At 48.9% G+C, this 20,776-nt stretch carries 17 protein-coding genes; 2 read left to right on the top strand and 15 right to left on the bottom strand.

What is annotated here, in order from left to right; all coding sequences use genetic code 11:
- The 6 genes from SOW26_RS03010 to SOW26_RS02985 all read right to left on the bottom strand — a co-directional run.
- Positions 1 to 843 (bottom strand): LON peptidase substrate-binding domain-containing protein (locus SOW26_RS03010; protein WP_320651869.1); only part of this gene is annotated, 843 nt, incomplete at its 3' end.
- A 95-nt stretch (positions 844 to 938) separates the two neighbouring features.
- Entirely contained in the window at positions 939 to 2,195 is a 1,257-nt protein-coding gene (clpX, locus tag SOW26_RS03005; RefSeq protein WP_154478123.1) for an ATP-dependent Clp protease ATP-binding subunit ClpX, read from the bottom strand.
- Positions 2,196 to 2,228: 33 nt separating this feature from the next.
- Positions 2,229 to 2,810, bottom strand: coding sequence for an ATP-dependent Clp endopeptidase proteolytic subunit ClpP (gene clpP / locus SOW26_RS03000; protein ID WP_154478121.1), 582 nt, complete (start codon positions 2,808 to 2,810; stop codon positions 2,229 to 2,231).
- A gap of 34 nt (positions 2,811 to 2,844) precedes the next feature.
- Positions 2,845 to 4,131: a trigger factor gene (gene tig, locus SOW26_RS02995; protein ID WP_154478119.1), complete on the bottom strand. Its 1,287-nt coding sequence runs from the start codon at positions 4,129 to 4,131 to the stop codon at positions 2,845 to 2,847.
- A gap of 110 nt (positions 4,132 to 4,241) precedes the next feature.
- Positions 4,242 to 4,922, bottom strand: coding sequence for a hypothetical protein (locus tag SOW26_RS02990; RefSeq protein WP_276958532.1), 681 nt, complete (start codon positions 4,920 to 4,922; stop codon positions 4,242 to 4,244).
- Positions 4,915 to 5,463 carry a DJ-1 family glyoxalase III gene (locus SOW26_RS02985; protein WP_276958533.1) on the bottom strand — a complete coding sequence of 183 codons (549 nt, stop codon included), beginning with the start codon at positions 5,461 to 5,463 and terminating at the stop codon, positions 4,915 to 4,917. Before SOW26_RS02985 ends, SOW26_RS02990 begins: the two co-directional genes overlap by 8 nt.
- A 207-nt stretch (positions 5,464 to 5,670) precedes the next feature.
- Between SOW26_RS02985 and SOW26_RS02980 the strand changes: the two genes are divergently transcribed.
- The gene (locus tag SOW26_RS02980) at positions 5,671 to 6,141 is read left to right on the top strand and encodes a CYTH domain-containing protein (protein WP_276958534.1); all 471 of its coding nucleotides are present in this window, start codon (positions 5,671 to 5,673) and stop codon (positions 6,139 to 6,141) included.
- An 82-nt stretch (positions 6,142 to 6,223) separates the two neighbouring features.
- Here the strand turns inward: SOW26_RS02980 and SOW26_RS02975 are convergent, their stop codons facing one another.
- From SOW26_RS02975 to SOW26_RS02935, 9 genes are all read right to left on the bottom strand, one after another.
- A complete protein-coding gene (locus SOW26_RS02975; RefSeq protein ID WP_276958535.1) occupies positions 6,224 to 7,426 on the bottom strand; it encodes a cofactor-independent phosphoglycerate mutase in 1,203 nt (400 codons plus the stop codon).
- A gap of 72 nt (positions 7,427 to 7,498) precedes the next feature.
- On the bottom strand, positions 7,499 to 8,728 hold the full coding sequence (locus SOW26_RS02970) for a homoserine dehydrogenase (protein WP_320651868.1): 1,230 nt from the start codon (positions 8,726 to 8,728) through the stop codon (positions 7,499 to 7,501).
- 20 nt (positions 8,729 to 8,748) lie between these two features.
- Positions 8,749 to 9,856 (bottom strand): peptide chain release factor 2 gene (gene prfB / locus SOW26_RS02965; protein ID WP_276958537.1). Its coding sequence is split into 2 segments (ribosomal slippage): positions 8,749 to 9,780 and positions 9,782 to 9,856, totalling 1,107 coding nucleotides; the frame shifts between segments, so codons are not numbered across the junction.
- A gap of 151 nt (positions 9,857 to 10,007) precedes the next feature.
- Positions 10,008 to 12,581 (bottom strand): preprotein translocase subunit SecA, encoded by a 2,574-nt coding sequence (secA, locus tag SOW26_RS02960; protein ID WP_320651867.1) that lies wholly within the window; start codon positions 12,579 to 12,581, stop codon positions 10,008 to 10,010.
- A 312-nt stretch (positions 12,582 to 12,893) separates the two neighbouring features.
- Complete coding sequence (locus tag SOW26_RS02955) at positions 12,894 to 14,849, bottom strand: fructose-1,6-bisphosphatase (protein WP_320651866.1); 1,956 nt, start codon at positions 14,847 to 14,849, stop codon at positions 12,894 to 12,896.
- Positions 14,850 to 14,890: 41 nt separating this feature from the next.
- The gene (gene dapB / locus SOW26_RS02950; RefSeq protein ID WP_154478102.1) at positions 14,891 to 15,649 is read right to left on the bottom strand and encodes a 4-hydroxy-tetrahydrodipicolinate reductase; all 759 of its coding nucleotides are present in this window, start codon (positions 15,647 to 15,649) and stop codon (positions 14,891 to 14,893) included.
- A gap of 15 nt (positions 15,650 to 15,664) precedes the next feature.
- Positions 15,665 to 16,558, bottom strand: a complete 894-nt coding sequence (gene dapA, locus SOW26_RS02945; protein WP_276960213.1) for a 4-hydroxy-tetrahydrodipicolinate synthase — start codon at positions 16,556 to 16,558, stop codon at positions 15,665 to 15,667.
- A gap of 148 nt (positions 16,559 to 16,706) precedes the next feature.
- Complete coding sequence (locus SOW26_RS02940) at positions 16,707 to 17,465, bottom strand: TIGR03915 family putative DNA repair protein (RefSeq protein ID WP_276959030.1); 759 nt, start codon at positions 17,463 to 17,465, stop codon at positions 16,707 to 16,709.
- A gap of 63 nt (positions 17,466 to 17,528) precedes the next feature.
- Positions 17,529 to 19,109, bottom strand: a complete 1,581-nt coding sequence (locus SOW26_RS02935; protein WP_320651865.1) for a putative DNA modification/repair radical SAM protein — start codon at positions 19,107 to 19,109, stop codon at positions 17,529 to 17,531.
- A 220-nt stretch (positions 19,110 to 19,329) separates the two neighbouring features.
- On the opposite strand from SOW26_RS02935, the gene SOW26_RS02930 reads away from it, so the two are divergent.
- Positions 19,330 to 20,547 (top strand): iron-containing alcohol dehydrogenase, encoded by a 1,218-nt coding sequence (locus tag SOW26_RS02930; RefSeq protein ID WP_320651864.1) that lies wholly within the window; start codon positions 19,330 to 19,332, stop codon positions 20,545 to 20,547.
- Positions 20,548 to 20,776: the final 229 nt, after the last annotated feature.

The following is a 20,776-nucleotide window of genomic DNA, read 5'->3' as shown; positions in this document are numbered from 1 at the left end:
ACGCTTGATCTCTTTTTGCAGTTTTTCTACCACTTCGACAGGCGCCTTCAGTTTTTCCAGCCTCTGCTGAAATTCTTCTGCGTCTGTCAGCGTGCTGTCGTCTCCCAGCTCTTCCCGGATCAGGCGCATCTCCTCCCGCAGTACATATTCCTTCTGGTGCTTATCCATCCGTTCCTTGACTTTGTTCTGAAGCTCTTCCTTGATGGATAAGATCTGCAGATGACGGACCATTTTATCTATGAGAAGTTCGTATCTCTCCCCTACGTTGTAGGCTTCCAACAGCTGCTGCGCATCTGTGAAATCAAAAGGTACATTGGCTGCGATCATGTCGATCATCTGCGTCAGCTCTCCAATGTTGTCTATCTGTGTTGAAAGTTCCTTGGAAAGCTTGGGATCCTTCAGCATATATTCCCGGAAAATATCCTTCGCTCCTCCCAGCATGGCCTCCTCCAGGATCGTCCGTTCCAGAAGCTCCCCGTCCTTTCCGAAATATTCGTCGGGGATCGCTTCCACCTTTCCGCTGAAATATTCCGTTTCTGTCTCCAGTTCCAAAAGTCTTGCCCTTTCTTCCCCTACCACCAGAACTCGGGTCATTTTCCTGGACAGCTTCACCACCTGCTTTACAACTCCGATACAGCCGATCTTGTACAGGTCTTCCTCCTTGGGATCCTCCTTTGCCGGATCCTTCTGGGATACAAAAAAGACCTTCTGATTTTCTTCAATGGCTTTTTCCACCGCTTTCATCGTTTTATCCCGGCTTACGTCAAAATGTTTTACCATCTCCGGCAAAATCGTAAGCCCTCTTAATGCCACTATGGGCAGAATCCTGTTCTTTTCTTCCATATATGTATTGAAAACCCATCTGTAAAACTGGGATTTTTCTCCTTTCTTCATATGTAAAAGGGGCAGGCACAATGATTTTGTACCCGCCTTCTTATCTACGCGCTTTCTGATTCACTGGAATCAAACTTCAGCTTAGGCTCTCCCGTTCCTTTCACTACTTCCTTCGTGATACGGCAGCTTTTCAGCGCCGTGTTGGAAGGCGCCTCATACATAATATCCATCATGGTATTTTCCATAATGGCACGGAGTCCTCTCGCCCCCGTCTTTCTTTTCAGGGAAATCTCCGCAATCTCCTCCAGTGCCTCCCGATCGAAGGTCAGTTTGACACCGTCCAGCTCCAACATCTTCTGGTATTGCTTCACAATTGCATTCTTTGGCTCCGTCAAAATCTTCATCAGCGCTTCCCGATCCAACTGCTCCAATGCTACCATCACAGGCACACGTCCTACCAGCTCAGGGATCAGCCCAAATTTGATCAGATCCTGAGGCAGTACCTTTTTCAGCAAGGCACTGGTGTTTTTGTCCTGCTTTTCGGTGATCTCTGCATTAAATCCAATGGATTTCCGGTCGATCCGCTTTTCCACGATCTTATCGATCCCTTCAAATGCGCCTCCGCAGATAAACAGAATGTTCGTCGTGTCAATCTGGATCAGCTCCTGGTGCGGATGCTTTCTTCCTCCCTGTGGCGGCACATTGGCTACCGTCCCTTCAATGATCTTCAGCAAAGCCTGCTGTACTCCTTCTCCGGAAACGTCTCTTGTAATGGAGGGATTTTCGGACTTCCTTGTGATCTTGTCGATCTCGTCGATGTAAATGATCCCGTGTTCCGCCCTGTCAATATCTCCATCCGCCGCCTGGATGATCTTCAAAAGGATGTTTTCCACATCCTCTCCCACATATCCGGCTTCCGTCAATGCGGTGGCGTCTGCGATGGCAAAAGGAACCCCCAGCATCTTGGCCAGAGATTGTGCCAAAAGTGTCTTTCCGCAGCCGGTAGGCCCCAGCATCAGAATATTGCTCTTATTCAGCTCCACTCCCAGATCCTTGTCTGCCATGATCCGCTTATAGTGGTTGTATACTGCTACTGCCAAAACCTTTTTTGCCTCATCCTGACCGATCACATATTCGTCCAAAAATGCTTTGATCTCTTCCGGCTTCAGCAGATTGATATCCTTGTGAGGGTTCCATTCCCCCTCACTTCCGTAAAATTCTTCTTCAATGATCTCTGCACAGATCTCCACACACTCATCGCAGATATAAGTTCCGTTCGGTCCTGCGATCAGCTTGCGCACCTGATTCTGTGTCTTGTTGCAAAACGAGCATCTGATCTGATCATCGTTTCTTCCTGCCATATTTACACTCCTTCACTTCCACGAAAGCTTCGGCTATCGGCTTTTGATGACCTCATCGATCAGTCCGTAAGCCTTGGCTTCCTCCGCCGACATGAAGTTGTCGCGCTCTGTGTCCGCGCTGATCACTTCAAGAGGCTGTCCTGTATTTTCAGCTAAGATCTGATTTAGTTTATGACGGGTTTTCAAAATATGTTCTGCCGCGATCTGAATCTCCGTTGCCTGCCCCCTGGCTCCTCCGGACGGCTGATGGATCATGATCTCTGCATTGGGAAGCGCCAGACGTTTTCCTTTGGTGCCCCCTGCCAGCAGGAAAGATCCCATGCTGGCAGCCATCCCGATACAAATGGTCTCAATGTCACATTTGATATACTGCATGGTATCGTAAATGGCCATTCCCGCCGTAACAGACCCTCCCGGGCTGTTGATATAAAGATGGATATCCTTTTCCGGATCCTCCGCTTCCAAAAAGAGAAGCTGAGCCACGATCACGCTGGCGGACACATCTGAAACTTCTTCCCCCAAAAAAATGATCCTGTCTTTCAATAATCTGGAATAGATGTCGTAGGAGCGCTCTCCCCGACTGGTCTGCTCGATGACATAAGGTACTAAACTCATCTTCCCACCGCCTTCTTTCTCTTTGATCTTTCTTCTATTTTTCTACCGCATGGTCTGCCAGGAAGGTCACTGCCTCCTGCACTGCCATATCCTCGCGGATCTGTTTCTTCTCCGCCTCTCCCATAAACTCTCTCAGCTTGTCTGCTTCCATGTTGTAGGAAGCTGCCATCTTTTCCACTTCAGCATCAAACTTCTCATCGCTGATCTCGATCTGCTCTGCTTTTGCGATCGCTTCCAGTACCAGTCTGGTCTCAATCCTGCGGATCGCCTGCGGACGAAGATCCTCCAGCATCTTCTCGGAAGTGGTTCCTGTAAACTGGAAGTACTGCTCCACGGACAGCCCCTGGGACTGGATCCTCTGGGCAAAATTATCAAACATCTGGATGGTCTGCGTCTCGATCATCGCCTTGGGAATATCATAGCTTGCGTTCTCCACCGCCTTTGCTACCAGCTTGTCTTCCTTCTCTCTTTTTGCCGCCTCTTTCTTTTCTTCTTCCAGCTTGGTTCTCACATCTGCCTTGTACTCTGCAAGAGTGTCAAACTCAGATACCTCTGCGGCAAATTCATCGTCGATCTCCGGAAGTTCTTTTGCCTTGATCTCGTGAATGGTACACTTGAACACAGCCGGTTTTCCCTTCAGCTCTTCCGCATGATAATCCTCCGGGAAGGTCACGTTTACTTCTGTTTCCTCTCCCGCCATTTTTCCGATCAGCTGCTCTTCAAAGCCCGGGATAAAGGAACCGGAACCGATGGTCAGCGGATAGTTTTCTCCCTTTCCGCCTTCAAAGGCTTCTCCGTCTACAAATCCTTCAAAATCCAGGATCACTTCGTCCTTCTCCTGCACTCCACGGCCTTCCACTACGACCGTCCTGGCATTTTTTTCTGCCTCTGCTGCGATCTTTGCGTCTACTTCCTCTTCGGAAACCGTGCTGTCCGTCTTTTCCACTTCCAGCCCTTTATATTCTCCCAGGGTTACTTCCGGCTTCACAGCAACTTCTGCCGTAAAGATAAAATTCTTTCCTTTTTCGATCTGTACGACATTAATATCCGGTCTGGATACGATCTCCAGCTGGCTCTCGTCGTATGCTTTCGCATAGGCGTCCGGGATCAGTGCATTTGCTGCATCATCATAAAAGATTTCTGCGCCATACATCTTTTCGATCATCTGGCGGGGAACCTTCCCCTTACGGAATCCCGGAAGAGAGATCTTCCCTCTCTGCTTCATATAAGCGCCCTGCAGCGCTTTTTCCAATTCTGAAGCCTCCACCTCGATGGTCAGCTTCACCATGTTATTTTCCAATTTTTCTACTTGTAAACCCATATCCTGATTTCCTCCTGTTTCTATCTTCTCTTTCGTTTTTTTCGTTTTCCGAAAAATACCCTGATTTTATGCATTCACTGATGAATTATATCACATACCCACTTAAATAGCTAGCCTTGAATTTCGTCCAGACAGAGTATTTTGTTGATCAGGCGGTCAAAATCCTCCGCATCCATCTGATAGCTTCCATCCTTCTTTCTTTCCACCGTCAGACGGATCTCTTTCTTCTCCAAAAATTCCTGGTGTTCAAAGGATACTGCCAGCAGCTCGTAGGAACGGTTGGCGATATCCCGGAGCAGCTGCTCCTGTATCTCCTCTTCTGTTCCCGTATATTTCCCCTGCGCAGTCTCTTCCGCCAGTTTCAGGGAATCTGTGGTCAGCGCATTTTTAAAGCGGATCATCACATCACTTGGCTGTATTTCCACCCGGACCTCATAGTTTTTCCCCTTTTTTTCAGCCTTGATCACCTCATAGCGCATCGTGGTAAAGATTTTTGACACCAGCTCTTTAAACTCCTCTTCCTTGTAGCCGTCCATGGGAAACTCGCTGCCAATCACTGCCTGGGTAAATCCTGCGACCGCCGTCTGATATCCCTGCATCAGTTCTTCTTTCGTGGCGTCCTTTTCATACCTGCGGATCCCGTCAATATCGCCCTGAAAATTCCAGTCCAGAACCGCCTGCGTATAATGTACCGCATCAAATTTCCTGCCGCACCCTCCGAGAAAGCAGATCAGGACACTGACGCTTATCAGAAGAGCCCTCTTGCATCTGTTTTGTCTGCTTTTATTCATACACGATCCCTTCTGCGATCTCTCCTGCTTTTTCTTCTCCGGCCAGGATCTCTATGATTTTCAGTGCAAATTCTACGGCTCCGCCTGCGCTCCGGCCCGTAATGATCTGCCCGTCCACCGCAGTTCTTCCCCCGGTGAGCACCGCTCCCTGCAGCTGCTGCTCTACCAGCGGATAGCAGGTTACACGCTTTCCTCTCAGCAGTCCGAGGCCGGAAAGGATCACAGGAGCCGCACAGATGGCAGCCACATATTTTCCCTCTGCCAAAAATCTTTTCACCAGAGTACATACCCCCCTGTGTTCCTGAAGATTGGTCGTTCCGGGCATGCCTCCCGGAAGCACCAGCATATGATATTCCGAAAAATCCGTCTCTTCAAACAGGGTGTCCGCCTGCACACAGATCCCGTGAGATCCCCTGACCGCCTCCTGTGCTTCCACAGAGATGATATCCACATAGATTTCTGCTCTGCGAAGCAGATCCACCACTGTCAAAGCCTCTATCTCTTCAAATCCCTCTGCCAGAAATACGCCGACTTTTTTCATGATGCCCTCCTCTTTTCGTTTTTGATCGCTGTTCCTTGTCAACTGGTATCTTATTGTATTATGATTGTATCATATTCAAAGAAGGATACAACTTTAGAAATCTGCATCCTGCCCTAAAAAGTATCCTGCAAGGCAGGATTCGCCGCCTGTGGCAGTTACTTTTGCATGGCTTTGGTAACCATCTGTTTTTATATTCTGGAGGCTACTATGGAAATTGAACGTAAATTTTTGATCTCATCCATCCCTTTTTCACTGGACGGTTATCCCGTTCGCCTGATCCAGCAGGGATATCTGTGTACGGACCCTGTGATCCGCATCCGCCGCGATGCAGACTCTTATGAACTGACTTATAAATCAAAAGGATTCCTCAGTCGAAGAGAAGAAACACTTCCCTTGACAAAAGACTCCTTTTTTCATCTTCTTTCTAAAGTCGATGGCCGTCTGATCCAGAAAAAGCGCTATCTGATCCCTCTGGATCCTTTTGTGATCGAGCTGGATCTGTTTCAGGGAGATCTGGCGCCTTTAATGCTGGCAGAGGTGGAATTTCCGGATGAATCCGCTGCCAGGGCTTTTCTGCCGCCAGACTGGTTTGGACAAGAGGTCACTTATTCCTCTGCTTACCAAAACAGTACTCTCAGCCGGCTTTCCGTCTCTGACAATGGCGCGGAACTTCTGTAACAGAAGTCCTGCCGTTTCCGTCATTTATCGGGAAACCTACCGTTTTTCCTTCTCCCTGTGCAAACGCCGTTTTCCCTCGTATTTATACAGCAAACAAACGCTCGATCAGCCTGTATCCTTCTGACAGGCTGATTCCTGTCTCACTGGCCGCCCTCTCGCCAAAGCCTTCTACTCCCACCCTTTCTCTTGTACTGTCGTATAGAAGATAGGGAACAGGGTCAGACGTATGGGTCCTTACTGCAATGGGAGTGGGATGGTCCGGCAGCACCAGGATCCTCACCTCTTCCTTTGCCTCTTCCATTCCTTCCACCAACAACCGCAATACTCTCTGATCCACATACTCGATGGCTTTCATCTTTTCTTCCACCAGTCCCTGATGCCCCATTTCATCCGGAGCCTCTACATGAATATAGGCAAAATCGTATCCGTCCTTTATCAAAGCATCCAGTGCGGCTTTTGCTTTCCCTTCATAATTGGTGTGAAGTCCGCCGTTGGCTCCCTCCACTGCGGCAACATCCATTCCGGCTCCTGCCGCGATTCCTTTCAAAAGATCCACCGCAGAGATCATGATTCCTTTCTTTCCCGTCTTTTCCAAAAAAGAATCCAGAGAAGGCCTGCTTCCCGCTCCCCAGAACCAAATGGAATTGGCCGGGTTCTTTCCCTGCGCCTTTCTTTTTTGATTGATCGGATGGGAAGAAAGAATATCGTAGCTTTTTTTCATTTTGTCACGAAGCAGCTTTTCCTTTGGCAAAAAGGATCCCACCGTCTGTCCCAGAATATCGTGAGGCGGGATCAGCTCCGTGATGCTGCCCTGCTTCTGGAGGAGCAGATGGCGATAGCTGGTTCCCACATGGAATTCATACCCATCTTCCTCCAGTTCCTTTTTTACCGCTTCTATCAGGATCTTTGCTTCTTCCGTAGAAATCTCTCCGGCACTGTGATCCAGCATCTTGCGGTCTTCATAAGCCGTGGTTTCTTCCGAGAGCGTTACCAGGTTGCATCGCACCGACACATCTGTCTCTTCCATTTCTACACCAATACTAAGCGCTTCCAATGGCGATCTGCCGGTGTAGTAGATCCTGGGATCATACCCCATCACAGACAAATTCGCCGTATCGCTGCCCGGAGCCATTCCCTGGGGAACCATAGCTGCCAGCCCCACTTCTGCTGTTGCTGCCAGCCGATCCATCGTAGGAGTATGAGAAGCTTCCAACGTGGTCCTGCCTCCCAGCTGCTCAATCGGCCGTCCCGCCATTCCGTCACTTAGCAATACTACGTATTTCATCTTCTCTCTCCTTTCCGCCTGTTTCTTCCTGTCTTTCTATATCATTTCTGCTGTTTCCCGTCTTCGCCTCTCTTAGATCGCCGGTGATTCCTCCACCCGGATCACGGAAAGAATTTCCTGCTCTGCCTCTGCAATGGCCTTTTCAAAAGCTTCTTCGGTCATCTCTTTGGTTACAAAGCCTGTTTCCCCGGGGATCCCGGCCGTAACCTCCGTTCCTTCTCCCAGCATTCGTTCCAGATAGTCTTTTGTCGTCCCTTCCATCTTCAGGCGAAGGAAAAATCTGTGTCTGGCCTTTTTTGCTTCCTGAAGGGAGAGCTTCTCCCCGCTCCAGACAGGCATCACACTCTTTGCCGGATGCCTGGCAGCTTCTACAAGATCCGCCACCACTGCGCTGGCCGTAGGCAGCTTTCCTGCTCCTTTTCCGTACAGCATCACCTCTCCCACCATGTTGCCGCGGATCAATACAGAATTAAAGACTCCATCCACACTGTAAAGAGGGTGCCCCGCGTCCAGAAGAAACGGCGCCACCTTTACCTGATAGGTTCCGTCTTCTTCTTTTTTCATGATTGCCAGAAGTTTTATGGTTTTTCCCATCTGCTTTGCATATTTCATATCATCTGTGGTGATCCTGGTGATCCCCTCACAGTAGATCTCTTCAAAATCCGCTTTCTTCCCGGATACCAGAGAGGTCAGGATCGCGATCTTCCTGCAGGCGTCGTATCCTTCTACGTCCGCTTCGGGGTTCCGCTCTGCATATCCGTGTTCCTGCGCCTCTGCCAGAACCTCTGCATAGTCCGCTCCGTTCTGGAACATATTTGTCATCATGTAATTGGTCGTTCCATTCAGGATCCCTACGATTTCCGTGACAGCGTCTCCTGTCAGGCAGCCGTGCAGTGTCCGGATCACCGGAATCCCTCCGGCCACACTCCCTTCAAACAGGAACTGTACCTGCCGCTTCTGTGCCAGTGCGATCAACTCGTCCCCGTGCTTTGCCACCAGTTCTTTGTTGGAGGTTACCACACTTTTCCCCGCTTCCAGACAGCGTTTTGCGTAGGTAAATGCCGGTTCGATCCCGCCCATCACCTCTGCTACAATAGAAATTTCAGGATCTGCCAGAATTTTTTCAAAGTCCTGTGTCAGCTTTTCCCAGACGGAACAGTCGGGAATTTCTCTTCTGACCAGAATATATTTTACATCGATCGGCTGGCCGATCCTTTCTTTCAGAAGTTCCCGGTTTGCATGGATCACTTCCACCACGCCCGTTCCTACCGTTCCATATCCTAAAACCGCTACCTTTACCATTCTATCCTCCTGCCGTTTGCCTAACTTTTCAGTCCCTGTTTTAAATATGCGTTCATAAAGCTGTCAATGTTGCCATCCAGCACTGCCGTTACGTTGCTGCTTTCCTCTCCTGTTCTGTGATCCTTGACCAGAGTGTACGGCTGCATCACGTAAGAGCGGATCTGATTTCCAAACCCGATCTCCTTGATCTCCCCACGGATATCCGACACCTTATCTGCCTGCTCCTGTTCTTTTAACAGCTGCAGCTTCACCTTCAGCATCTGCATCGCCTTTTCACGGTTATGATGCTGGGATCGTTCATTCTGGCATTGTACGACGATTCCCGTGGGAAGGTGGGTAATACGTATGGCGGACGACGTCTTATTGACATGCTGTCCCCCTGCTCCGCTGGCCCGGTAAGTGTCGATCTTTAAGTCGTCCTCTCCGATCTCGATATCGATCTCCTCTTCAATGTCTGGCACCACGTCACAGGATGCAAAAGAAGTCTGCCTCTTTCCAGTAGCGTTAAACGGGGAGATCCGGACGAGGCGGTGCACCCCTTTTTCGGATTTTAAATACCCATAAGCGTTTTCTCCCCGGACCTCAAAGGTCACTCCTTTGATCCCTGTAATATCTCCGTCCAGATAGTCCAGAACCTGAAGCGAAAATCCTCTTTTGTCTGCCCATCTGTGATACATCCGGTACAGCATTCCCGCCCAGTCGCAGGACTCCGTCCCTCCGGCTCCCGCATGAAGCGTCACAATGGCGTCACAGCCGTCATACTCTCCGGACAGCAGCGTCTGGATGCGAAGTTCTTCAAACGTTGCCTCGAAGGTCTCTATTTCTTCTTTGATCTCTCCCAACAGGGAAACATCGTTTTCCTCCTCTGCCATTTGAAGCAGCACGCCTACATCTTCAAAAGCCGTATAGAGTCCGTCGATCTTCTCCACCTGCTCCTGCAGATATTTCAGCTCTTTCATATGCTTTTGTGATTCTTCCGGATTATCCCAAAATCCCGGTTCCTCCGTTTTCCTCTGCAGCTCTTCTATCCGTTCCTTTTTCCCTTTTGAGTCAAAGTGAATCCCTCATTTCAGAAAGGGGTTCCTCATATGCGTTCATCAATCCTTTGTACTGATCCAACTCAACCACTTTCTCACCTCTTTTCTTTTCCTGTCTGTGTTTTCTTTGTATTTTCGTTTTCATAAGGCCGCCGGAAGCGGCCCTTTTTTACCTTTCGTCCGTTTTACGGACGGCCCGGGCTGCCTCCATGCACTGTTTTTGCCGATTTTTTGCCTAGATTTTAGGCTACCGGATTCCTGCCGCAGCACTGCTTGTATTTCTTCCCGCTTCCACAGGGGCATTTATCATTTGGATACACCTTTTTTTCCGCCCGTTTCTTCGGCGCTGCCACTACGCTGTCGTCCTTATTGGTGCCGGTCACTTTCGCAACCTGCTCCCGTTCCACCTTTTTTTCGATCCGCACATGGAACATGGCGCGTACCGTTTCCTCTGCGATGTTTTTCGTCATCTGGTCAAACATTTCATAGCCCATCATCTTGTACTCGATCTTCGGATCTCTGTTGCCGTAGGCCTGAAGTCCGATTCCCTGACGCAGCTGATCCATGTCGTCAATATGATCCATCCACTTGGCGTCGATCACCTTCAAAAGGATGACTCTTTCTATTTCACGGATCTGCTCTGCCTCTTCAAACTCTGCCTCCTTGATCTCATAGGCCTTCATGGCACGCTCCTTCAGCAGATGCTTCAGTTCCTTTCGATTCATCTGCTGTACGTCCTCCGGCGTGATCAGCTTCATGGGCACGGTGTTTCTGACAGCCAGATTCAGTTCTGTCAGATCCCAGTCCTCCGTCTCCTGATCGTCTCCGATCACCACGTCCACACTGTTTTCCACATATTCATTCATCATGTGGAAAATGGAGTCGCGCATGTTTTCACCGTCCAACACCCGCCGTCTCTCCTCGTAGATGATCTCTCTTTGTTCGTTCATAACCTGATCATATTCCAGAAGGTTTTTACGAATCCCAAAGTTGTTGCTTTCAATCTTCTGCTGCGCCCGTTCAATGGCGTTGGACAGCATCTTATGCTGGATCTCTTCTCCGTCCTCTACCCCCAGGGTATTAAAGATTCCCATGAGCCGCTCCGATCCAAAGAGCCGCATCAGATCATCTTCCAGAGAGATATAAAACCTGGATTCTCCCGGATCTCCCTGACGTCCGGAACGCCCCCGCAGCTGGTTGTCGATTCGTCTGGATTCGTGACGCTCTGTACCGATGATCTTAAGACCTCCGGCCTCTCTTGCCTCTTCATCCAGCTTGATATCCGTTCCACGACCCGCCATGTTGGTGGCAATGGTCACTGCCCCATGCACACCTGCCTGCGCCACGATCTCCGCTTCCATTTCGTGAAACTTGGCATTCAGCACGTTGTGACGGATCCCTCTCTTTTTCAGCATCTGGCTCAGCAGCTCCGAGTTTTCAATTGTGATCGTACCTACCAGCACCGGCTGCTGCCGCACATGCGCCTCTTCAATCGCATCACACACCGCCCGGAACTTTTCTTTCTGTGTCTTGTAAACGGCGTCCTCCAGGTCCTTCCTCTGCACCGGGACATTGGTCGGTATCTCGATTACATCCATTCCATAAATCTCACGGAACTCTTTTTCTTCTGTCAGCGCCGTACCTGTCATACCGGATTTTTTCTCGAACTTGTTAAACAGGTTCTGGAAGGTAATGGTTGCCAGTGTCTTACTCTCTCTTCTTACTTTTACTTTTTCCTTTGCTTCAATGGCCTGATGCAGACCGTCAGAATAGCGCCGTCCCGGCATGATACGTCCGGTAAATTCATCTACGATCAGGACCTCTTCATCCTTTACCACATAATCCTGATCCTTGAACATCAGGTTATGTGCCCGAAGCGCCAGGATAATATTGTGCTGGATCTCCAGATTTTCCGGATCCGCCAGGTTTTCGATGTGGAAAAACTTCTCCACCTTTTTTACTCCGTCTTCTGTCAGGTTGATGTTCTTTTCTTTTTCGTTGACGATAAAATCGCCGGTCTCTTCGATGTCTTCGCCCATGATGGCGTTCATTTTGCTGAACTCTCCGCTGGCTTCTCCCTTTTCCAACTGCTTCGCCAGAATATCGCAGGCTTCATACAGCTTGGTGGATTTTCCGCTTTGCCCGGAAATGATCAAGGGTGTCCTGGCTTCATCGATCAGGACAGAGTCCACCTCGTCGATGATGGCAAACTTCAGTCCCCTTTGCACCAGTTGTTCTTTATAAATGACCATATTGTCTCTCAGGTAGTCAAATCCCAGTTCATTGTTGGTCACATAGGTAATATCGCAGTTGTAAGCCGCTCTTCTTTCATCATTATCCATACTGTTGAGGATCACACCCACCGTCAGCCCCAGAAATTCATGGACTCTTCCCATCCACTCCGCATCACGCTTCGCCAGATAGTCATTGACTGTCACGATGTGCACTCCTTCCCCTGTCAGGGCGTTCAGATATGCCGGAAGTGTAGAAACCAGCGTCTTTCCTTCTCCGGTACGCATCTCCGAAATCCGGCCCTGATGAAGGATCACACCACCGATCAGCTGCACCCTGTAATGGCGCATCCCAAGAGAGCGCACTGCCGCCTCTCTCACCACTGCATACGCTTCCGGCAAAATGTCATCCAGCGTCTCTCCTTCTTTCAGCCTGCTTTTAAACTCCGCCGTTTTCCCACGAAGCTCTTCATCTGTCAGCTTCTGCATTTCCGGCTCCAGGGCTTCTATTGTATCAATAATCGGATAAATCCTCTTTAGTTCGTGTTCACTGTGGGTGCCGAACAATTTCTGCATGAGTCCCATAACTATTTACTCCTTCTTTTTACTCGTTGAAAAATGGTTCTACTACGTTCCCCATTTTAGCACTTAACCCGCACAAGTTCAACTGAAAATACGGATGGAGCAGCCCCTGCCAAAATTGCTTCTAAGGCTTCTGCCTTTATAGCGCCTCTCACGGCAGGAAGCAGACGCTTCGTTTCATAAAAAACACGGCTGCACAAGAACTCTTCCTGTACAGCCGTCTCTTTTACCTCCAAGATAACGCAACACGCACTTTTATTAGGATATATTGTCTTCTGAAAGGCTGCCGAAAATCATGCTCCGCAGACAGGCTGTTTACAAAACCTGCTCTTTGATGCAGCCGTTACGGTAAGCCTCCAGGAGCCGTTCCAGATCCGCCAGCTGCTCCCGCAGCTCCTTGCCGGTATCGGTATCACTGACCAGCTTCCGTTTCAACACCCGCTTGACTACTACACTGTCCGAATGAATATCGCTTTCCTTTTCAATGGCAGCCTCTGTGGACTCAAAGGATTCATGAGCCGCCAGGATCAGTCCATAAGAATTATAGATCAGCGTATAGCCTGCGATCCCCGTCTCTTTCTGGTAAGCCTTGGAAAATCCCCCGTCGATCACCAGCACCTTTCCGTTGCACTTAATGGGGCTTTCTCCGTTCTTCGTCTTCACCGGAACGTGCCCGTTTATGATGTGGGCTCCTTCGGAAGGCAATCCGAATTCCTTTAAAATCCCATTTATGACAGCCTCGTCCTCCAACAGCTTGTAATATGCATTTTTCTTTTCTTTGTGGGTTTCTTTCTCCGCCAAAAAATAACGCTCGAAGGTAGCCATTTTATCCTTGCCAAAGAGAGGAGAATTTTCACTGAGCCAGATATACCACATTATATCCTTTCCCTTCTCTTTCTCCTCCTCGTCCACTGCGTAGAATCCCTTCCGCACATAATGCTCCAGAATCTCGTACAGCTCTTTTCCTTTACAGGTGTGTCCATAGATATCCACTACTTTCAGGCTTCCATCCTCCTCCAGCGGAACACAGCCATGGTAAAGAAGATTGTTGTTGTACACCTTATACAGGCTTCCTTTTCCCAGAAGGAAACGCATATGCTCCTGTAGCTTTTCACAGTTTAAAAACGCCTTTTCCAAGCGTTCCATAATATCTTCTTCCTCTTTTGTCAGAGCGTAAGGCTGTCTGGGATCTATGGTAGGAAAGTGACTGTCCAAAAGGCTGTACACCTGCCCATCCAGGCAGATGGTTCCCTGTTCATAGTCAATACAATGCAGCAGCTTCCTCTTCTCCATGCCAAATTCCGGGTGGTTTTGAATAATCTCTCCTTCCACCTTAAACTGTATGATGGAAATCGCCTTATGCATCTTAAGGTCCATCAGCATTTCCTGCGGATTTTCACTGGAACTCCCTTTCAGCTGGAAGCAGTCACAGGGATCCTCTCCATAGGTGTGTAGTGCGAAAGTAGCAAGCGGAAGAAGATTGATCCCATAACCTTCTTCCAGAATGTCCAGATTTCCATATCTGGCACAGATGCGGATCACGTTGGCGATGCACCCTCTCTGCCCTGCCGCCGCTCCCATCCACAGCACATCATGATTGCCCCACTGAATGTCTACTGAATGATGCCGGATCAGCTTGTCCACGATCACATGGGGCCCCGGGCCTCTGTCATAGATATCCCCTACAATGTGCAGGTGGTCCACTGTCAGCCTCTGGATCAGCTCACACAGTGCAATGATAAACGGCTCTGCTCTGTTGATCCTGATAATGGTATCTACAATGGCATTGTAATAGGATTCCTTATCTCCCATTTCTGCCTTTTCCGTCATCAGTTCTTCGATCACATAGGCAAAGTCTGACGGCAGCGCCTTTCTGACCTTGGAGCGCGTATATTTCCCCGCCGCACACTTGCACACCTCGATCAACTGATAGAGGGTCTTCTTGTACCATCCCTCCATGTCGTCTTCCTCTTTTCGTATCCTGTCCATCTTTTCTTTCGGATAATAAATAAGAGTAGCAAAAGATTGTTTTTCCTTGCTACTCATCCTATTTCCGAAGACATCATCAATTTTTCGGCGCACTGCACCTGAGCCATTCTTCAACACGTGTGAGAATGCCTCGTATTCTCCATGAATATCGGTAAGAAAGTGCTCTGTCCCCTTTGGCAGGTTCAGAATCGCCTGGAGATTGATCATCTCCGTTGATGCCTTGGCGATGGTTGGATACAACTGAGAAAGTCTTTCTAAATACCTGAGTTCTAACTCTTTCATAACATCCTCCCATATGAATGATTTATGTATACGTTCTGCACTCAGAACTGTATCACATCCGACATATCATACCGTCCCGCCGGCTTTCCGGCAAGAAACTTGGCGGCCTCTACTGCTCCTTTTCCAAACACCGATTTGGAGTAGGCTGTATGAGAAAAGGTCAATACCTCATCACATCCCGCAAAGATCGCATCATGTTCCCCTACAATGGTGCCTCCGCGAACTGCCACGATCCCGATCTCTCCCTCTCCTCTTTCCTTTCTCACAGTGCTTCTGTCATACACATACGTATATTCTCCGGAAAGAGAGGCCTTCATCGAATCTGCCAGAGCGAGCGCCGTTCCGCTGGGCGCATCCAGTTTCTTTTTGTGATGCTTTTCCACGATCTCCATGTCAAATCCCGCCGGTGCCAGAACAGACGCCGCTTCCTTCAAAAGCTTTTGCAGCAGATTGATTCCCAAAGACATGTTTGCTGATCTGAGAACCGCAATCTCTTTTGCAGCCTGCTCCGCCCGCTCCAGCTGCTCCTGTGACAGTCCGGTCGTACAAAGGACTACCGGAAGTTTTCGTTCTCTACAGACTTCCAGCAACCCGTCAACAGCCTGCGCGTTGGAAAAATCGATCACCACGTCTCCTTCTATGTCACACTCTGCCATAGAAGCAAACACCGGAAAATCCGAAAGCATTTCCCCGGTTCTGTCCACTCCTGCTACCACCTGCATCATCGGTTCTTCCCGCACAAGAGCTTCCACAACACATCCCATTTTTCCATTGCTTCCGTGCAATATGACTTTGATCATATCTTCCTCCTATTTCTATTTCTGTATCTGTATTCCGAATTCCCGCATCGCTTTCGCCAGCTTCTCAGTCTGCTCCGGTGGCAGTTCGGTCAATGGCATACGAAGCGGCCCGCACTCCCAGCCCATAAGATTCATGGCTTTCTTTACCGGTATGGGGTTGACCTGACAGAACAGCTGATCGATCAGCGGCAGCGCCTTCAGTTGAAGGGCCGCGCTTTCCTTCACTTTTCCCTGAAAAAACAGTTCACAGATATCATGTGTCTCCTGCGGCGCCACATTCGCCAAAACGGAGATAACTCCTTTTCCACCCAGAGACAGAAGCGGAACGATCTGATCGTCATTGCCGGAATACAGGTCAATCTTCCCGTCTGTCAAAGACATGATCTTTGCCACCTGGGAAATATTGCCGGAAGCTTCCTTCACTCCCACAATGTTGTCCACATCCCTTACCAGATTGGCAATGGTAGTCGCTTCAATGTTGATCCCGGTTCTCCCGGCAACATTATAGAGGATAACAGGCGCTTTGGCTTCCCTGGCAACAGCGGTAAAATGCGCTTCCATCCCCTTCTGGGTCGCCTTGTTGTAATAGGGGCTGATTAGAAGCAGTCCGTCCACTCCATACTCCACGGCTTCTCTGGACATGTCGATCGCCGTTCTGGTGGCATTGGAACCTGTGCCGGCGATCACCGGGATCCTGCCCCGGACTCTCTCTACGGCAAACTTTACCACCTGCATATGCTCTTCTTCACTCAACGTGGGGGATTCTCCTGTTGTGCCGCAGATGATGATGCTGTCTGTCCCATTTTCGCAATGAAAATCGATCAGCTGATCCAGCTTTTCGTAATGAATGGTTTCATCCTCAAAAAACGGTGTTACGATCGCCACTCCGGACCCTTCAAAAATAGCCATATTCTTCCTCCTTCTCCTGTTGCCGTCTGCCAAATTTCTTAGGGAAATTCTAACACTATTCCCAGGTACTGTCAAACCTGACAAATGCATGTTATCGCACTTCGCACCTCTTACAAGGATCGCTGTCTACTATCAGTTATTCTGTCAGCTATTTACGAAATTCTGTTGCATGCTTCCGCATCCAAAGCGGTATGTGATTTCTCTGACACGCCTTATTTTCTCTTTGGGCGATAGTGATCGCTCCAAAAAACGTCTTCCAAAGCTCCTGATACACATCTTTTTGCTGTTCCGTTTTTTGCAGGGACACCCATTCCTCTTCCGACAGCGTCCGCAGGTAGTAACTTTGATTCCTGGGATGCACCAGGGCAAGTCGTCTGCGATCGTCTATGATCATCCAGTCTTCTGACGGCATCCGGTCTTTAAAATGACTTCCTAGAAGGGGGAGCACGTGATTTTTAGGTTCCAGGTGGCTGACCAGAACCCGGCCAATAGCGTCAAACCGGGTAAATTCCCGCCAGTAATGCGCTTCATTTCCTACTCTGCGCCGTACTTCCATCAGCTTCATCACACAAGGCTCTGTCAGCATAGAAGTGACCTTTTCTCCCACACCAAACCCCAACTGCAGAAACAAATAGATATCATCCAACACATCCTCTTCTGAAAGTGTTGCGTAATATACTGTAATATAAGCATTGTAAGATATTTTTCTCCGAATGGAGCGCGCCACCTTTTCCGCCTTCTTTCTGTCCGGCTCCACGTGTACATATTCATCAAATAAAGTCGTCTGACGGATCGGCTCTCGTTTCAACGCAACTTTTTCCTTTCCGTTTTGAAGACTCCACTCCCATGCATGGTAGATACCGGTCATCATTCCTTCAAACCCATTTTCACAGGTAAATATTTTCATATTTCCTCTCACTTCCTTCTCCTGCCGGCCAGACTTTTCCGGATTCTGTGGTTCTGATTTTTCTTATCTTAGATGGAAGTCATCAAACAAGGACAGTTGTTTTTCGGAGCCGGTGTAGGACAACTGCCAGTTTTCCTTTTCGTTCAGGCAGATCATCTGGTTCCGGATGAAGGACTCTTCCAGGGAGATTTTGTACATCATCCTGCCCTGGCAGGTAAGAAAATAGTGTGCCCGCTTCAAAACCACCCCCATTTTCTTCAGATCCTGGAAAGACAATTTCCCGTATCTTCTGCCCTGTATGATCCGTCTTGCAGACTTGGGCCCGATCCCCGGAATCCGAAGCAGGAGATGTAAGGGCGCCGTCTGCACCTCCACCGGAAACTCTCCCAGATTTCGGATCGCCCAGTCACATTTGGGGTCTATCTGCGGATGAAAATCCGGATGCTGCGGAGATAACAGTTCCTGCGCCTGAAACCCATAAAACCGCAGTAGCCAGTCAGCCTGATAGAGTCTGTGCTCCCGCAACAGCGGCGGCGGTGTACCCAGCGCCGGAAGCGCGGTATCCTCATTGACCGGAATATAGGCAGAATAAAATACCCGCTTCAGATCATAGGACTGGTACAGCCTCTGTGTTGTCAAAAGCAGATGATAGTCGCTTTCTCCCGACGCCCCTATGATCATCTGTGTGCTTTGTCCGGCAGGCGCAAATGTCCTGCTGCGTCCGGCACCTCCTTTTATCTTCGGAAGCAGCTTTTCACTTTCTTTCAACAAGTTCTCTGTCTTTTGCTTTTCTTCCCCCGCTGTCTTTCCTCTTTTGTTCTCCCATGTTTCCTGTCCTTTTACCCTTAGGCCGCTTTGGTTCTTATCCTTTTCTTCCTTCCCGTAATCTCCCGGTAAAGCCCCTATTCTTTGTCTCTCTTTTCCCTCGATCGTCACTTGCTCTCTCTGTCGGAAAATATTTTCCGGAAGCTGCGTATTCAGCCTGCTCCTCTCCAAAGAAGGATTTTGTCCCGCTTCCAGGCGATATGCCGCAATGGTATGGCTCAGCTTTGCCATCGGCCGCAAAATGGTCTGAAAACTTTTGTGAGGTGCCAGCTGATGTAAGCTCTCGGCAGTGGGCAGCTCCAGATTGACACTGACACGGTCTGCCAGACATCCCGCCTGTGCCAGCAGTTCATCTGAAGCTCCCGGAATCGCTTTCACGTGGACATACCCGTTAAAGCGATACTCTGTTCGGAGAAGGCGGAGAGCCTCGCACATCTGCTCCATGGTATGGTCGGGACTTTTCATAACTCCCGAACTTAAAAATAAGCCCTCTATGTAATTGCGCCGGTAAAATTCTATGGTCAGATCGCAGATCTCCCGCGGGGTGAATGCAGCACGGGGAACATCATTGGAGCAGCGGTTGACACAGTACTTGCAGTCAAACACACAGTGGTTTGTCAGCAAAATCTTTAACAGAGAAATACAGCGTCCATCTGCCGAAAAACTGTGGCAGATACCGCATGCCTCCGCATTTCCCAGGCTCCCTTCCTTTCCTTTGCGCTTTACACCGCTGGATGTGCAGGCCACATCATACTTTGCCGCATCCGCTAAAATATGCAATTTTTCCTGAATGGTGGATCCTCTCTCTATCTCTAACATGATTTTATTGTACAAACATTTGTTCGATTTGTAAAGTGTTGGCCCCATCTTTTTTCACAAAATCATATTTTTTTACAGCTTCTGTTTTCCCAGACTTGGTTTTTCAAAAGCTGCTGTTTTTTCTTTGAAATTGTCATTGATAAATCATTGACAATTTCTTGCAAAAGGCGTACACTGTCTGTAATTGATAATTTTTTAACTATTAAGAGGAGGGTTTACTATGACCAGATTTACCTTACCAAGAGATGTATACCATGGAAAAGACGCTTTGGAAGTGCTAAAGACCTTTGACGGAACCAAGGCAATGGTCTGTGTTGGCGGTGGCTCTATGAAAAAATTCGGCTTTCTTGACAAAGTATCCGATTATTTGAAAGAGGCGGGCATGGAAGTTCAGATTTTTGATGGGATTGAGCCGGATCCCTCTGTCGAAACGGTTATGAAAGGCGCCGCTGCCATGCTGGCGTTCCAGCCGGACTGGATCGTTGCTATCGGCGGAGGTTCTCCTATCGACGCGGCAAAGGCTATGTGGATCAAGTACGAATATCCGGACATCACCTTCGAGGATATGTGCAAGGTGTTCGGCATTCCAAAGCTCCGTAAAAAAGCGAGCTTCTGTGCTATTTCCTCCACTTCCGGCACCGCTACGGAAGTAACCGCCTTTTCTATCATCACAGATTATGAAAAAGGCATCAAGTATCCGATTGCAGACTACGAGATTACGCCGGATGTGGCCATCGTAGATCCGGAGCTGGCGCATACTATGCCGAAAAAGCTGATCGCACACACAGGTATGGACGCTATGACTCACGCTATTGAAGCCTATGTTTCCACAGCCAACTCGGATTACACGGATCCTCTTGCTCTTCATGCGATCTCCATGATCAAGGAGCATCTGATTCCGTCCTACAATGGTGATCTGGAAAGCCGCAACCGTATGCATAATGCACAGTGCCTGGCTGGGATGGCTTTCACCAATGCACTGCTTGGTATCGTGCATTCCATGGCTCATAAAACAGGAGCTGCCTTTGATGATTTTCATGCTCACATCATCCATGGCGCCGCCAATGCCATGTATCTCCCCAAAGTAATCGCATACAATGCAAAGGATCCTTCAGCTGCAAAGCGTTATGCCGCCATCGCAGACCATATCCACCTTGGCGGAGATTCTGTAGAAGAAAAAATACGGCTTTTGATCGACTTTCTCCGCAGCATGAATAAAGAGTTAAATATTCCGCTTTGTATCAAACAGTACGGAGCCGATTCCTATCCTTGTGAGGAAGGCTTTGTCCCGGAAAAGGTATTTTTGGAGAGACTGCCGGAAATCGCAGTCAATGCCATTGCAGATGCCTGCACCGGCTCCAATCCTCGTCAGCCTTCTCCGGAAGAAATGGAAAAGCTTCTGAAGTGCTGTTACTATGACACGGAAGTAGATTTTTAAGAAGACAACAAAACGTTTCATCGTTTAAACCTCCCAGAGGGAGTGCCGCAGGGTCCCTGCCTTGTCAGGATAGGGAGCGGTACTCCCTCTCGTTTTGTCTGCAATAACGCCGTCATAAAATCGCTACCAGTTTGCATAAGCTGGCAGCGATTTTATTTTTTTACAAAAAGATTGCATCAGCAAAGCATTTCATCTTTCCTTCAGTAACTTTCCCTCTATGCCACAGGTA

Source organism: Suipraeoptans intestinalis, from assembly GCF_034091795.1.
GTDB lineage: Bacteria > Bacillota > Clostridia > Lachnospirales > Lachnospiraceae > Suipraeoptans > Suipraeoptans intestinalis.
This window is presented reverse-complemented; position numbering and strand designations above follow the sequence as displayed.